The sequence below is a fragment of the Halorubrum sp. ASP1 genome (genome assembly GCF_005435135.1).
GTDB classification, from domain to species: Archaea; Halobacteriota; Halobacteria; order Halobacteriales; family Haloferacaceae; genus Halorubrum; species Halorubrum tropicale.
In genome coordinates this window covers 64196-78526 of sequence record NZ_SGUA01000002.1, presented here as the reverse complement: position 1 = coordinate 78526, position 14331 = coordinate 64196, and the positions used below count along the sequence as shown (strand labels likewise).

At 70.3% G+C, this 14331-nt stretch carries 12 protein-coding genes and 3 tRNA genes; 5 read left to right on the top strand and 10 right to left on the bottom strand.

Translation table 11 applies throughout. The annotated features are described in order from the left end of the window. Complete coding sequence (locus EXE48_RS02990; protein WP_053770171.1) at positions 1 to 1566, bottom strand: DNA-directed RNA polymerase subunit B''; 1566 nt, start codon at positions 1564 to 1566, stop codon at positions 1 to 3. Further along, the gene (locus tag EXE48_RS02985) at positions 1563 to 1793 is read right to left on the bottom strand and encodes a DNA-directed RNA polymerase subunit H (protein ID WP_004599097.1); all 231 of its coding nucleotides are present in this window, start codon (positions 1791 to 1793) and stop codon (positions 1563 to 1565) included. Before EXE48_RS02985 ends, EXE48_RS02990 begins: the two co-directional genes overlap by 4 nt. A 276-nt stretch (positions 1794 to 2069) precedes the next feature. Here EXE48_RS02985 and EXE48_RS02980 point away from each other — a divergent pair. Then, a tRNA-Asp gene (locus EXE48_RS02980) sits at positions 2070 to 2142 on the top strand. Positions 2143 to 2172: 30 nt separating this feature from the next. Then, positions 2173 to 2245: transfer RNA gene (locus tag EXE48_RS02975), tRNA-Asp, on the top strand. Between the two features lie 108 nt (positions 2246 to 2353). Here the strand turns inward: EXE48_RS02975 and EXE48_RS02970 are convergent. From EXE48_RS02970 to EXE48_RS02960, 3 genes are all read right to left on the bottom strand, one after another. Further along, complete coding sequence (locus EXE48_RS02970; RefSeq protein ID WP_121600379.1) at positions 2354 to 3358, bottom strand: histone deacetylase family protein; 1005 nt, start codon at positions 3356 to 3358, stop codon at positions 2354 to 2356. Further along, positions 3359 to 3790 (bottom strand): histone family protein, encoded by a 432-nt coding sequence (locus tag EXE48_RS02965; RefSeq protein WP_004599099.1) that lies wholly within the window; start codon positions 3788 to 3790, stop codon positions 3359 to 3361. It abuts the gene before it with no gap. Between the two features lie 79 nt (positions 3791 to 3869). After that, positions 3870 to 5333 (bottom strand): single-stranded DNA binding protein, encoded by a 1464-nt coding sequence (locus tag EXE48_RS02960; RefSeq protein WP_199236337.1) that lies wholly within the window; start codon positions 5331 to 5333, stop codon positions 3870 to 3872. A gap of 248 nt (positions 5334 to 5581) precedes the next feature. Here EXE48_RS02960 and EXE48_RS02955 point away from each other — a divergent pair. Then, positions 5582 to 5654: transfer RNA gene (locus EXE48_RS02955), tRNA-Arg, on the top strand. 370 nt (positions 5655 to 6024) lie between these two features. Here EXE48_RS02955 and EXE48_RS02950 read toward each other — a convergent pair. After that, positions 6025 to 6381, bottom strand: coding sequence for a hypothetical protein (locus EXE48_RS02950; RefSeq protein WP_137710735.1), 357 nt, complete (start codon positions 6379 to 6381; stop codon positions 6025 to 6027). A 196-nt stretch (positions 6382 to 6577) separates the two neighbouring features. Continuing rightward, positions 6578 to 8413 (bottom strand): cation:proton antiporter domain-containing protein, encoded by a 1836-nt coding sequence (locus tag EXE48_RS02945; RefSeq protein WP_053770174.1) that lies wholly within the window; start codon positions 8411 to 8413, stop codon positions 6578 to 6580. Between the two features lie 451 nt (positions 8414 to 8864). Here EXE48_RS02945 and EXE48_RS02940 point away from each other — a divergent pair, with 451 nt between their 5' ends. Together EXE48_RS02940 and EXE48_RS02935 are read left to right on the top strand one after the other, a co-directional pair. Then, on the top strand, positions 8865 to 9143 hold the full coding sequence (locus tag EXE48_RS02940) for a hypothetical protein (protein ID WP_233561675.1): 279 nt from the start codon (positions 8865 to 8867) through the stop codon (positions 9141 to 9143). Between the two features lie 141 nt (positions 9144 to 9284). Then, on the top strand, positions 9285 to 10001 hold the full coding sequence (locus EXE48_RS02935) for a hypothetical protein (RefSeq protein WP_137710734.1): 717 nt from the start codon (positions 9285 to 9287) through the stop codon (positions 9999 to 10001). Between the two features lie 14 nt (positions 10002 to 10015). Here the strand turns inward: EXE48_RS02935 and azf are convergent, their stop codons facing one another. The 3 genes from azf to mutS all read right to left on the bottom strand — a co-directional run bounded on the left by azf (position 10016) and on the right by mutS (position 14235). After that, complete coding sequence (gene azf, locus EXE48_RS02930; protein WP_053770177.1) at positions 10016 to 10918, bottom strand: NAD-dependent glucose-6-phosphate dehydrogenase Azf; 903 nt, start codon at positions 10916 to 10918, stop codon at positions 10016 to 10018. A 121-nt stretch (positions 10919 to 11039) separates the two neighbouring features. After that, positions 11040 to 11390 (bottom strand): cell division protein SepF, encoded by a 351-nt coding sequence (locus EXE48_RS02925; RefSeq protein WP_053770178.1) that lies wholly within the window; start codon positions 11388 to 11390, stop codon positions 11040 to 11042. Between the two features lie 49 nt (positions 11391 to 11439). After that, positions 11440 to 14235, bottom strand: coding sequence for a DNA mismatch repair protein MutS (gene mutS, locus EXE48_RS02920; RefSeq protein WP_137710733.1), 2796 nt, complete (start codon positions 14233 to 14235; stop codon positions 11440 to 11442). Between the last annotated feature and the right edge of the window lie 96 nt (positions 14236 to 14331).

The window sequence follows — 14331 nt, the reverse complement described above, 5'->3', positions numbered from 1 at the left end:
TCAGTCGTCCGCCGTCTGTCGGTCGACGCCCTCGATGCCGGGGATCCCCTCGACACCCATCGACGCCAGTTCTCGTTTCAGCCCCTGTTCGTCCTCGACCGTCTGCGAGAGCTCCATCGCCTGCGCGAAGTTCTTCACGAGCCCGCAGTTCGGCCCCTCCGGGGTCTCGGAGGGACAGATGCGACCCCACTGGGTCGCGTGGAGGTCCCGCGCCTCGAAGTGCGGCTGCGACCGCGACAGCGGCGACCGCAGGCGCCGCAGGTGCGAGAGCACGCCCATGTAGTCCGTCCGGTCGACGAGCTGGGAGACGCCCGAGCGGCCGCCGACCCAGTTGCCCGTCGCGATCGGGTGTTCGAGCCGCTCGGTCAGCACGTCCGAGCGGACGACCGTGTTGACCGTGAGCTGCCGGTTCCGCATGTTCGCGCGTTCGAGCTGGTACTTCACGTCGCGCGCCAGCTTGTTCAGGGCGGTGCGGAACAGGTCACGCATGAGGTCGCCGGAGACCTTCAGGCGCTTGTTCGCGTAGTGGTCCTTGTCGTCGGCCTCCCGGCGGTCTAAGGCGAGCTCGAAGCACGCCTCGGCCATCCGGCAGAGGTAGTACGCCTTGTTGATCCGCACGTCCTCCTCGTCGACGCCCTCCTCGTGGAGGTGCGGGAGCAGGTAGCGGTCGATGACGTAGTTCGCCCGCTTGAGCTGGTAGTTCTTCCCCTGACCGGAGGCGACGCGCTCGCCGAGGGTCTCGATGGCCTCCTCGGTCGTCTGGACCGAGGCCTCCTCTAAGTTCTCCAGCATGAACTTCACGATCTCGGGGTCGTCCGAGACGCGGTGGACGATCTCCTCGTCGGATTCGAGCCCGAGGGCGCGGACCAGCGTCACGAAGTCGATAGAGCCGGAGACGGAGGGGAACGACACTTCGAGCAGCCCCTCGCGGTTGCGCTCACAGAGGACCAGCGCGCGGTACCCGCGGCGCTGGGAGAACGTCTTCGCGACCTGGATCTCGTCGCCGTACTTCGAGTCGTACTCCGCGAGGATCTTGTTCGGCGCCAGGTCCTCCGAGGTCATCAGCACGCGCTCGGAGCCGTTGACGATGAAGTAGCCGCCGGGGTCGACGGGGTCCTCGCCGATGTCGATGAGCTCCTCGTCGGAGAAGCCCGCCATGTTACACTTGTCCGAGCCGACCATGATCGGCATCCGGCCGACCTTGGTCTCGGTCGTGTCGACGACCTGTTCGGGCTCGTCCTCGCCGCCGCGCACGATGGACATCTCCATGAACACGGGCGCCGAGTAGGTGATGTTCCGGAGGCGCGCCTCCTGCGGGTAGAGCAGCTCCTCGGAGCCGTCGGCCTCGCGGACCCGCGGGGTGACCATCCGCACGTCGCCGAGCTCGACGTACACCGGTTCCTGGCCCTCCTTGTCGCCGATGTCCGTCTCGATCGTCTCCTTCTCGTCGACCACTTCCTGCATGCCGCGGTCCAGGAAGTTGTTGAACGAGCGGAAGTGGTGTTCTGCGAGCCGTTCGTCCGAGAAGTACTCGCGTGAAACCACGCGTCGGTCTTGCCTGTTCATGAGACGACCAGTCGGTACACGACCGCCTCGTCGGTCGTACGGGAGTCGCGGACGATCTTCACCACGTCACCGACTTCGGCCTCGTCGGGGAGCGCGGGGTCTGTGCGCTTGATCTTCGGTAAATTCGTTTTCTTCACGTCGTACTCCGCCAGGACCTCCTCGACCTCCTCGGGGTCGTCGAGGAGAACGTGGTCCGGGACGAGTTCGTGTTGGCTTACGTCTACCATGGGTGCTGGTGGTGGGGAGAAGCTATCACGAGATACTACAGATGCGTATATACGCCAGCGGCATAAGAGTTACCAAGCGCGCCGCGCACGGCTCACGGTCGCGGGGCGAGCGACACTCCCACACACGCGCGGTCGGCACAAAAGCATACCGGCCGCGACCCCGACCGGCCCCGCAACGTCGCGGCCCGCGGGCCGCAGTTCCCTGTCACCCACCCGCACTCCCGCCAGGGATGACAAGCCTTATTTGCCAGACAGGGATACGAACTGATGCGACAAGCCCGGATGGTGTAGTGGCCCATCATACGACCCTGTCACGGTCGTGACGCGGGTTCAAATCCCGCTCCGGGCGTCCCCACGTTTCGGGGCGCTGTCGCTGTCTGCCCGGATGGTGTAGTGGCCCATCATACGACCCTGTCACGGTCGTGACGCGGGTTCAAATCCCGCTCCGGGCGTTTCTGCCGCCGCCACAACGAACGAGGAGCAATAGCGACGAGTGAGTACTGCGGCAGCAGAAACCATCGAAGGGATTTGAACTAGAAAGCGAAGCGACTCCCCGCGCCTTACAGGCCCAGTTCCGCCCGGAGGTCGTCGACGAGCGACTCCGTCTTGGCGTCGGGATCCTCGTCGGTGTCCACGGGCGGCCGCCCGTCGTACGTCTCGTGGACCATCGAGACGCCCTCGGCCAGCGTGTCCAGCCCGTAGCCGCCCTCCAGCACGTACGCGTCCGCGGCGCCGACGTCCTCGGCGAGCGTCCGGATCCGGTCGGTTAACAGCGCGTACCCCTCCGAGGAGACGCGCATCCGCGAGATGGGGTCGTGGCGGTGCGCGTCGAAGCCCGCGGAGACGATCAGCAGGTCGGGGTCGAACCGGTCGACGGCGGGCGCGATCCCCTCGTCGACGGCGTAGAGGTAGTCGGCGTCGCCGGCGCCGGCCGCCAGCGGGAGGTTCGCGGTCGCCCCCTCGCCGTCCCCCTCGCCGGTCTCGTCGAGGTCGCCGGTGTCCGGGTAGAGGCCGTCCTCGTGGAGCGACGCGTAGAAGACGTCGCCGCGGTCGTAGAAGATGTCCTGCGTCCCGTTGCCGTGGTGGACGTCCCAGTCGAAGATCGCGACGCGGTCCGCGAGGTCCTCGTCGAGCGCCGTCTGGGCCGCGACGGCGGCGTTGTTGAAGAAGCAGAAGCCCATCGCGTCGTCGGTGACCGCGTGGTGGCCCGGGGGGCGGCCGAGCGCGAACGGCGTCTGTCGACCGGTCGAGCCGTCGAGCGCCGCGCGGGCCGCCCACTGGGCGAGGCCGGCGGAGGCGAGCGCGGCGTCCCACGTCCCGTCGCTTGCGACGGTGTCGGGGTCCCAGCTCCCGCCGCCGTCCGCCACGAACGACTCGAGCTCGTCGACGTACGCGGCGTCGTGGACCGCCGTGACCGCCGCCTTCTCGGCGGGGTCGGCCTCGACGTACTCGACGCCGTGGCGCTTGGCGAGCCCGCGGCGGATCGCGCGGAGCCTGTCCGGGTTCTCCGGGTGTCGTTCGCCGGTGTCGTGGTCGAGGCACCGCTCGCTGTAGCCGAACCGCATCTACTCGAACAGCGCGAAGTACGTCTCGATGTCCTCGGCCTGTACCGTCCGTCGGTCCGCGTGGCGGGCCAGCGTCGCGGCCGCGCTCGCGACGTTGTCCGCGTAGTCCTCCAGGATGTCCGCCAGCGCGACCCGCGCGTCGACGCCCACGCGGTACCGGTCGTCGATCCGGAGCCGAGCGATCCGGTCGATGGGCGCGACCGGCAGCGTGAGGTCCTCGCGGCTGACGACCTGCTCGACCCCGAAGTCGGCCGCCATCAGCGTTTTCCGACCGTCCGCGGTCGCCCGCTCGGCCGCGTCGACGGCCAGCTCCGCGCCGTGCGACTGGATCCGTCGCGCGAGCTCCTCGGCGGCGTCCGCGCTGACGCGGAGTTCCCCCGCGTTCCGCCGGATGATCCCGTCGACCGGCGCGAACGGCAACTCGACACTCATACACACAGTCGCGTCCGTGTATCGTATAACGCTTTCCGTTACCCGCGTGGCCGCCGGTTCCGGAGGGGAGCCGGCCGCGTCAGAAGACGTCGTCGGCGTCGATGGTGCCGTCTCGCTCCGGCCCGCGAACGGTAATCTCCTCGCCGAGGCGGAGGCTCGCGTCGGTCTCGACCGTCTTCGTCCGCTGGCCGTCGTCGAGGACGACCGGGTCGCCCGTCTGGACGACCGTCCCGGTGAACTCCACCGCCTCGCCCGACTGCTCCGCCGTCGCGGCCGCGGCGCCGCCCGCGCCGCTCGCCTCGTCCTCGCCGCCCTCGCCGGCGACGGCCTCCGCGGCCGCCTTCCGTCCGTCCTCGGCGAAGGCGCCGAGCCCGGTCTCGTCGGCGTCGCGGTCGTCGCCCGAGCGTCCGCCGCCGGCGGCGTCCGCCGCGTCGCCCTCTCCCTCCAGGACCGAGACGGTCGAGCGCCAGTTCGCGGACGCCTCCAGGTCGTCCTGCCAGCCGTCCTGGATCTCCACGTCGGTGAAGACGACGCGGTCGGCCAGTTCGATCTCGCGGTCGGCCTTGTCGCCCCACAGCGCGACGCGGATCTCGCCCGTCTCGTCTTTGATCCGGACGTTGCGGACCTGCCCCTCGCTGCCGTCGTCGCGGTCGAACGTCCGTTTCGGGTCCGTCTCGATGACGCCGCCGGCGACGTCGACGGTCTCGCCGATCTCGAGGTCGGCGATGTCGGTCGTCTCCGGGACGTACTCGACGTCCTCGTCGACGCGCTCGACGGTGCCGCGGTCGCCGACGTGGAGCTCTAAGTCGCCGTCGCGCTCGCGGACGTAGCCGTCGCCGACCTCGACGACCTCGCCGGGGTCGAACTCCCCGGCGAGGTCGGCCTTCCCGTCCCACAGCGTGACGCGGACGCGGCCCGTCTCGTCGCCGACGGTGAGGTTCGCCACGCGCCCCTCGCTGCCGTCGTCGCGGTCGAACGTCCGGATCGAGTCGGTGTCGAGCACCTGACCGACGAGGTCGACGTCGGACGCGCCGAGCGTGAGGTCCTCGACGCGGTAGGTGTCGAGCACCTGGACGTCGACCTCGGCGTCCTCGTCCGGTTCGACCTTGTCCGCGCTCACTTCGAGGCCGCTGTACCCCTCCTTGGGGCGGCCCATGACGCGGAGGACCTGCCCGACTTCGAGCTCCTCCTCGGCGGCCGCGGCCATGTCGTCCCACAGCGCGACCCGGACGGAGCCGGAGGCGTCCGCGACGTCGACGTTACACACCCGGCCCTCCTCGGCCTCGTCGTCGTCGCGCTCGAAGGTCCGGACCTCGCCGATGGCGGTCACCTTCCCGAGGAACTTCACCTCGTTCATTCCCGGCTCGATGTCGGCGATGGTGTCGGCCTCCTCGTCGCGCAACTCGTGCGCGATGAGCATCGCGGCGGTCTCCTCGTCGGCGAGCCCGCCCATCTGCTCGACCTTGTCCTCGACCGCGGCCTCGAACTCCTCGAACTCGACCTCGGTGTCGAGGTCCTCGTACACCTCTTCTATGGCTCCCATACTCGTCCCTCCGTGGTCGGCGAGGTCGCGCATAAGCGTTGCCGTTGCCCGGGGTTCGCGCCGGCTCCCGGCCGGTCGGCGGGGCGACCGGCGCGGGGCGCGGTCGCGGCTCGAAGGCGTCGCATAGCGGTTCATGGTGCCCGTCGATACAAAAGGTGTTCATCCCGCCCGGAGCGTCCGTGCGGACCGGGGGCACGCGGCCGCCGGACCGTAACCGTCTTAAGTTCTACCGCGATACGTAGAGATGAGTCCTGGTAGGGTAGTGGACTATCCTCTTGGCTTGCGGAGCCAGGGACCGGAGTTCAAATCTCCGTCAGGACGTTTTCGGACACACAATACGGCGAGCGTAGCGAGCCGTGCGTGTGTCCGAAAACTCCACGGAGATTTGAGCAGGAACGTCGCAGCGGCCGAGCGAAGCGAGGCCGACCGTCGTTCCGAGTTCAAATCTCCGTCAGGGCGCTCACTTTGCGGCTGTCTCACTTCGTTCGACAGCCGCTGCGTTCGGTCCTGACGGGCCCTGCGCTCGCTTCGCTCGCGCAGGACTCCGTCAGGACGCCTCGTTGGTACGGCTCGGCTCTGTTGAAATCCTCAGGTGGTGACAGGTTCCGGGCTACTGTGGTCAGTACAGGTGAACCGCGGATCGCTCAAGACGGAACAGTAGTAGACTGGTCAGTACAAGAAATCAGGACTGTCAATCAGTGTCTTCTGATCCTTCAGCAGTTGTTTGTCGAGTAGGAAATATCGCTGTGTCGAGTGCGTTGAACGGACTGTTTGGTCCGGTAAGCCACGCAGAGAGGTAGACAACACAGGCGGCGATGACAGCCACCGGCAGCTGGCGCATAAAAATGCCATAGGCAACCGTGACAGCGATCGCAGCACGAGTGAGCGTATGACGTTCGGAATCGCCGTAGTACACCAGTGCCGCGACACCAAATGCTGAAAGCGTCAACCACGCACCAATTATGACTTGACCAGTCAGTACCGAATACGCCAATCCAATGATACCGATCAGTACCAACACCGCCGCAATACGTTTTGAGGAGGGCATATGAAACTCGTTATGTCCGAATGCCTTAAATTACAGTCATTAATCACGAAGCGGTTCTCACCGACCGGCTGTTTCGGACGAGAATATGTCTGAAGGATAGTATTTCAACAACGCCTACGGCTGCTAAATGGCTCAACAGCAGGTCATCAGCCGCAGTTCCCCCACCGCGAGCGGTTCGAACGCCGTAATGTACGTCTTAGTCGTGCGGGTGGAAGCGCTCCATCGCGCGGCGGACCCCGTCGGTGTCGCCGATGAACGTCAGGTGGTCGCCCACCTCGACGACGCTGTCCGCCGAGGGGACGCGGTTGTCGCCGTCGCGGCTGACCACGGCGACGAAGGTGCCGTCGGGGATCTGCGCGTTGAGGTCGCGGATGCTCTGCCCCGCGAGCGTCTCGGAGGTCACCTCGATCTCCTGAACGTCGTGGCTGTCGCCGAGCTCGTTCATCCAGTGGGTGAGCGCGGGCCGCTCGATCTCGTCGTCGATGGCGACCGCGGTCGCGGTCGTGGCGTCGATGCCGGTGACGCCGATGCTGTCGAAGGCGTCGACGTTGTCCGGGTCGTTCACGCGCGAGTAGACGGACTCGACGTCGAACTTAGTGATCGCGAGCTGACAGGCGAGGAGGTTGATGTCGTCGTCGGCCGTCGTCGTGATGAACCGCTTGGCGTCCTCGATGTGCGCCTCGCGCAGCGTCTCCGTGTCGCTGCCGTCGCCCTCGTAGACGGTGAACCCGGCCGAGCGCGCGCGCTCGACGACGTCGGGGTCCGTCTCGACGACCACGACGTACTCGCCCCTGTTCTCCAGTCGCGTGGCGAGCGCCTGGCCGACCCGACCCCCGCCGATGATTATCGTGCGCATTGGTGACACTCCGAGGAACTCTCCGATCTGCCGCGCGAGCCCCGCCTCCACGAGGACCGTCGCGAAGATGACCGCGAACACCGTGCCGACGAGCAGCTCGCCGGCGGCGACGCTGCCCGCGAGCTCCAGCTCGATGGCGAACAGCGTCGCCACGCTCGCCGGGATGATCCCCCGCGGGCCGACGCTCGCGAGGAACAGCCGCTCGGGCCGGGTGAACCGCTCGACGCCGGCCGTCGCGATGAACGCCCCCAGCGGCCGGAGGACGAGCATGACGACGACCACGATCGCGACCACGCCGAGCCCGAGGCCGGCGATCGCCTCCACGTCGATAAGCGCCGCGAGCGAGATGAACACGAACGATAAGACGATCGTGGTGGTGTTCTGCGCGAACCGCTCGATCTCCTCGCGGTTGTCGATCCCGAGGTTCCCGAGGAGGATCCCGCTCGTCGCCGCCGCCGCGATGCCCGCCTCCGCGGCGACCGCCTCCGCGGCCGCGAACGACCCGATCGCGGCCGCGAGCACGAGGAACTGCGACGCCTGCACGTCGCGTTCGGGGACGAGGTCGCTCTCCAGCAGCGCGTAGATGACGACCGTGGCGAGCAGCCCCGCCGCGACCCCGACGCCGAACCGCTGGAGGAACGAGACCACCGTCGCGGGGACGCCGAGGTCGTCGAGCAGCAGCGTCTCGAAGATGACGACCGCGACGATCGCGGCCGTCACGTCGTTGACGATCCCCTCGGTCTCCAGCGCGGTCGCGACGTGGTCGCGCACTCGGACGACGTCGAGGATCGGCGTGATGACGGTGGGGCCGGTGGCCACGAGCAGCGCGCCGATCAGGAGCGCGATCTCCCAGGTGCCGTCGGTGAAGGCGCGGACCGCGGCCGCGGTCCCGACGAACATCACGAGGGCGCTGACGGTCACCAGCCGGAGCGACGCCGTCGACGCGCGCCGGATCCGGTCGATCCGGAGCGCGAACGCCCCCTCGAAGACGATGATCGCGACGCTGAGCCCGACGATGATCTCCAGGCCGTCACCGAACGTCTCCAGCGTCACCAGCCCCAGCAGCTCGGGCCCCAACAGCACCCCGATCGCGAGGTAGAAGATGACGCTGGGGACCCGCAGTCGGTGCGCGAGGAGCTGGACCCCGAGCCCCGAGACGAGGACGACCGCGATCACCGGGAGCAGGCTACTGGACACGGCTACCGGCGATACGCTCCCGGCCTTCCTTAGTGTACTGGTGATCGGGGGGCGTGGCCGGTCGGCCGCGACCGCCGGGCGCGGCATTGGGTCACACACACGAGCAACTATTAACTCGATTCCGTTTCTGGGTGAGAATACGCCCGGCCGGTCCCCACCGCCGGGTCGAACCCATGACCGTCCGCGACCCCATCCCGACGTTCGCCCCCCGCCGGAGCGTCCGGAAGGTCCGCGGGCCGGTCGCCGCTCTCCTCGGCGCCGTCGCCGCGTGACCCCGACGCGGGGACGGCCGGCTCGTCCACCGAGGCGAGCCCCCCACCGCTCCCTTCGCCGACGCGACGGCCTCGACTCGTAGCGCGTCCCGCCGTTCTCGACGGCCGAACCGACTCGACCCGCGAGGCGTCCGCCTCGCACCACACCCCATCCGACGATGAACGCAGACCGATCCCCCTCCGGACGCACCGCCCGCCCCGACCCGAACGCGGGTCCCCGACCGTCCGAACCGCTCCCGTCGCGCGGCGCGATGGTCGCCTTCGCGGCGCTGCCGGTCGCGACGGTGGCGGCCCTGTCGTTCCCGACCGCGGCCGCCGTCGCGCTGGCGGCCCTCTGCGGTGCCGTCGCCGGCGCGGCGGTCCACCGGCGCTACCCCGCCACGGTCGACCGAACGGTCCGCCTGCCGGACGACGACGGCGCCGTCCGGGAGGCCTGATCCGGCGGCCGGTCCCGATTCCGCCGCTGACGCGCCGCCCTCCACTTCCCCGCAGACGCCCGCCCTCCAATTCCCCGCTGACGTACCGCCCTGCCGGCGCGGAACTCGACATTTATCATGCGCCGTCGCCGACCGTGAGGCGTGACCGACCGCCACCGCGGTCCGGATCGAGGCCCACGCGACGCGCCCGGCCCGTCAGCCGCGCTCGGGGCCGGCGCCGCGCTGTTCAACGAGCGGCGCTTCCTCGCGGCGCGCGTCGCCTGGGGCCGGGGCCGACGACCCGCCCCCGACGAGCGCGACGGAGACGCCGATTCGGCCGGCGAGACCGGTCCGGGCGACGGCGAGCGCGACCGCGCCGACGAGCGATTGCTCCGGGCGCTCGCCGCGACCGCGGCGGCGTCGCACCGGGCGGCCGACGGCGACCGCGCCGGCGCGGCGGCGGAGGCGGACGACGCCGCGGCGGCGCTGAGGGGCGTCGCCGACGTGCGGGGCGTCGCGCTGGCTCCCGCCCGGGAGTGGGCCGAACGGCTCGCGGCCGATCCGGGGGGAGCGGACCCCGCGAGCGCGCCGCGGATCCGGGTCGGCGGCGAGGCGCCGACGGTCGACGGCCTGTCGCTCGCCGCGGCCGGGGTCGCGGCGCCGGCGCTCGCGACGGCGGGCGAGCCGGGCGACCCGGAGACGCTCGCGACCGCGGCGGCCTTCGCCCGGGAGGAGCGCGGGACGGGTCGGACCGAGTTCGCCGAGTTGCTGTTCGCGTACCTCCGGACGCCCGACGCCCGGCCGCAGGTGGCCGCGCGGCTCGGCGATCACGTCGACCGGGAGGAGCGGAAGCGCCGCGACGTCGACGGGCTGTTCTGAGCGCGGCGGGCTGGTCAGGCGTCGTCCGGGTCGGCCGGGAAGTTCGGGTCGGCCGGCGACTCGTTGGCGGGGCGGTCGGCGTCCGGCGCGAAGGACTCGGGCGCGTAGCGGTCGCCGTCCGCCTCGGCGTCGCGGTCGGGCTTCGGCTCGCCCTCGAAGGTGTAGTCGGCGGAGTTGTCGGCGGGGTCGTACCCGAGCGCCTCGCGGGCGCGCTCGATGGAGTAGTAGCGGCGGTCGTTGTCCGAGATGCCGTACACGATCTCGTAGCCGTACTCCGCGCGGAGACAGCGGTCGAACAGGTGCGCGCAGTCGCGGTGCGAGAGCCACATCGCCTGCCCGCGCTCGTACTCGCGGGGCGGGTGGTCCTTGGTGAGGTTCCCGACGCGGACGCAGACGACGCTCATGTCGAACTCGTCGTGGTAGAAGCGGCCGAGCGACTCGCCGGCCGCCTTCGAGACGCCGTAGAGGTTGCCGGGGCGGGGCAGCTCGCTCCCGTCGAGCCGGTAGTCGTCCTCGGCGCGGTACAGGTCCGGGGTCCGCTCGGCCGTCTCGTAGCCGCCGACGGCGTGGTTCGAGGAGGCGAACGCGAACTTCTCGACGCCGGCCTCGGCGGCGGCGCGCATCACGACCTGCGTCCCGTCGATGTTGTTCCGGAGGACCGAGTCCCACGGCGCCGTCTTCCGCGGGTCGCCGGCGAGGTGGATCACCGCGCCGACGTCGGCGACGGCCTCGCGGACGGCGCGCTCGTCGGTGATGTCGGCGACGTACCGGTCGGCGTCGGTGACCCCGTCGGGCACCTTCGCGGCCGGGAGCGGCTCGCGGTCGAGGAGCCGCCAGTCGTACTCGTCGCCGAGACCGCGGAGGATGGCCTGTCCCACCCGTCCGCCGGCGCCCGTCAGGAGGACCGGCTCGTCCATTCGACTCTACGTGGGCGGGAGAACGGCATATATGACACGGTTCGACCGATACGGGCGAACGCGGGCTACAAAGGGGTGCCTGCGGGAGAATCGGAGAGAGAAGATCGCCGGAACGCGGCGCTTACAGCTTCTGCCGCGAGACCTTGACGCCGGTCGGGGTGACGATGATCTGGTCGTCGCCCTTCTGGACGATGTCGCCGTCGACCTCCTGGACCACCTGGCGGAGCTCGTCGTAGACGTGTTCTATCGTCCGGTCCGACGTGGAGTGGCGGGTGATGTCCGCGATGACGAAGTCGCCGTCGTAGACGGCGTCTTTGATCGGGATGACGTCGCTCTGGTCGCCGATCTCGGCGAAGTGTACCTGCGTCCCCGTCTCCGCGTGCGCGTCGGCGAAGTCGTCCGAGTCGAGCTCGACGTAATCGTCGACGGAGCGGCTCCCACTGCCGCCGAGGATCTTGCTCATGATGCCCATACACACCACACGACGAGGTCAGACATTAGTTCTTACGTCAGACGCGCCCTCACTCCAGCCGCTCCTGCCACTCTTGGACGCGGGAGAGCAGCTCCACCGGCGCCGTCGCCGCGACGTCGACGTCGCTCAGCTCCTCGATCACGGCGCGGGTCTCGGGGTCGAGGCCGTCGGCGGGCCCGGAACTCTCGGGCTCGCCGCCGCCGGTCGCCGTCGACTCGGCGGCTTCCGCCGGTTGGGATCCGGGGGCCGCGCCGTTGCGACCCGCCTCGGAGACCGAGGCGTCCGCGGTCTCCCCCTCGGCGTCGCCGCCGCCCGAGAACGACCCCGACGAGAGGTCGAACACGACCTGCTGGGTCCCGCCGTCGCCGGGGGACCCGTCGGTGGCGTCTCCCCCGTTCCGCGAGCCGCGGGCCTCGATGGCCTTCTCCTCGCGGAGCCGGTCCAAGACCTCGTCAGCGCGGGAGACGACGGGGTCCGGCACGCCGGCGAGGTCGGCGACGTGGACCCCGTACGAGCGATTCGTCGGGCCGTCGCGGACGGTGCGGAGGAAGGTCACCTCGCCGTCGCGCTCGTCGACGGCGACGTGGACGTTCGCGACGCGCGGGAGGTGGTCCGCGAGCGTCGTCAGCTCGTGGTAGTGGGTGGCGAAGAGGGTCCGCGCGCGCACCTCGTTGTGGAGGTACTCGGTCGCGGCCCACGCGATGGAGATGCCGTCGTAGGTGGCGGTGCCGCGGCCGACCTCGTCGAGGATGACGAGCGAGTCCTCGGTCGCGGAGTGGAGGATGTTCGACAGCTCCTGCATCTCGACCATGAACGTCGACCGTCCCTGCGCCAGCTCGTCGAGCGCGCCGACGCGGGTGTAGATGCCGTCGACGAGCCCCACCTCGGCCGCGCGGGCGGGGACGAACGAGCCCGCCTGCGCGAGCAGCTGGATCAGCGCGGCCTGGCGCATGTACGTCGACTTCCCGCTCATGTTCGGGCCGGTGACGATGAGGAAGCCGCGCTCGGCGTCGAGCCGGAGGTCGTTCGGGACGAAGTCGGTCGTCCCCTCGACGACGGGGTGACGCCCGGCCTCGACGTCGAGGCGGCGCTCGTCGGTCAGCTCCGGGCGCGTCCAGTCGTTGCGGGCGGCGTGGGTCGCGAGCGAGGCGAGCGCGTCGAGCTCCGCGACCGCCCGGCCGGCGTCCTGGAGCAGCTCTGCGCGCTCGGCGACGCGCTCGCGCAGCTCCTCGAACAGCTCGTACTCCAGGTCGCCGCGGGCCTCCTCCAGGCGGAGGACCTCCCGCTCCTTCTCCGCCAGCTCGTCGGTGACGAACCGCTTCGAGTTCTTCAGCGTCTTGATCTCGCGGTAGCCCTCGGGGACCCGATCCGCCACCGACTTCCCGACCTGGATGTAGTAGCCGTCCGTCTTGTTGCGGTCGACGGTGACGTGACTGAGCCCGTGCCGGCGCTTCTCGCGCTCCGCGAGTTCGTCGAGCCACGACTTCACCGACTCGTGGCGCTCGATCAGCTCGTCGAGCTCGTCGTCGTAGCCGCACTTGAGGAGCCCGCCGCCCGTCTTCGCCTTCGGCGGGTCCTCGGCGAGCGCCTCGGCGAGCTCCTCCCGGAGGGCGGCCGCGCGGTCGCGGTCGACGCGTTCGAGGACGGCGGCCGCGGGCGAGTCGGCGAGGGGAGTGTCGGCGACCGCGTCGGCGAGGTCCGGCAGCAGCGCGAGCGTGTCCCGCACCGAGAGGAGTTCGCGTGCGCCCGCGCTTCCGCTCGTCGTCCGCGCCGCGAGCCGTTCGAGGTCGTAGGCGTCGCCGAGCACCTCGCGGATCCGGTCGCGGGCGAGCGCCGCGGACGCCAGCGCCTCCACGGCGTCGAGGCGGTCGGCGAGCGTCTCGCGGTCGCGCCGGGGGCGAGTGAGCCACTCCCGGAGCAGCCGCCCGCCGGCGGCGGTGACGGTGTGGTCGACGGTGTCGAACAGCGAGCCGTCGGCGTCGCCCCGCATCGTCTCCGTGATCTCGAGGTTGCGCTGGGTGGTCGCGTCCACGTCGACGCGGTCGTCGGCGCCGTAGGCGGTGAGGCGGGTCATCGACGCCAGCACGCCCGCGCCCGTCTCCTCGACGTACGAGAGGACCGCGCCCGCCGCGCGGACCGCGAGGTCCGCGTCCAGCCCGACGCTGTCGGTCGTCTCGCGGCCGAACTGCTCGCGCACGGCGTGTCTCGCGCGGCCCGCCGCGAACGCCTCCGCGTCGAAGGCGGTCACGCGCCCGGAGAGGTCCTCCCGGACCGCGCCGAGCAGGCCGTCGTCGTTGCGGACGTGCGGGCCGGGCAGCACCTCCGCGGGGTCGAACCGGTAGAGCTCGGCGCGCAGGTCGCCGCCGTCCTCGACCGTCGTCGCGAGGAACCGCCCCGTCGTCACGTCGGCGAAGGCGAGCCCGTAGGGGCCGTCGGCGGCGTCGACCGCGCCCGTCGCGCCGCCGGCGTCCCCCTCCCGGACGACGGCCGCGAGGTAGCGCGCGTCGTCGTCGCTCGTCTCCAGGACCGTGCCGGGCGTGACGACGCGGACGACCTCGCGGGCGTGGCCGCCGTCGTCGGTCTCGTACTGGTCCGCGACCGCGACCCGGTATCCCCGCTCGACCAGCGCGTTCACGTACGGCGTCAGCTCCGAGAGGGGGACGCCCGCCATCGGGTACGACGAGCCGTGGGAGGACTTCTGCGAGATGGAGAGGTCCAGCTCGTCGGCGACCAGCTCCGCGTCGTCCGCGAAGAACTCGTAGAAGTCGCCGCACTGCATCGCGAGGACGTCCGCGTCCGTCTCCGCCTTGAGATCGAGGAACTCCCCGACGATCCCCGTTGCCATATGTCCGTACACCCGCCGTGCGCGGCTAAAACCCTGCGGGTATTAGACGGGCGGTAGTGAGCGGCCGGACCGCGACGGGCGGCGAGACTGGTCTGC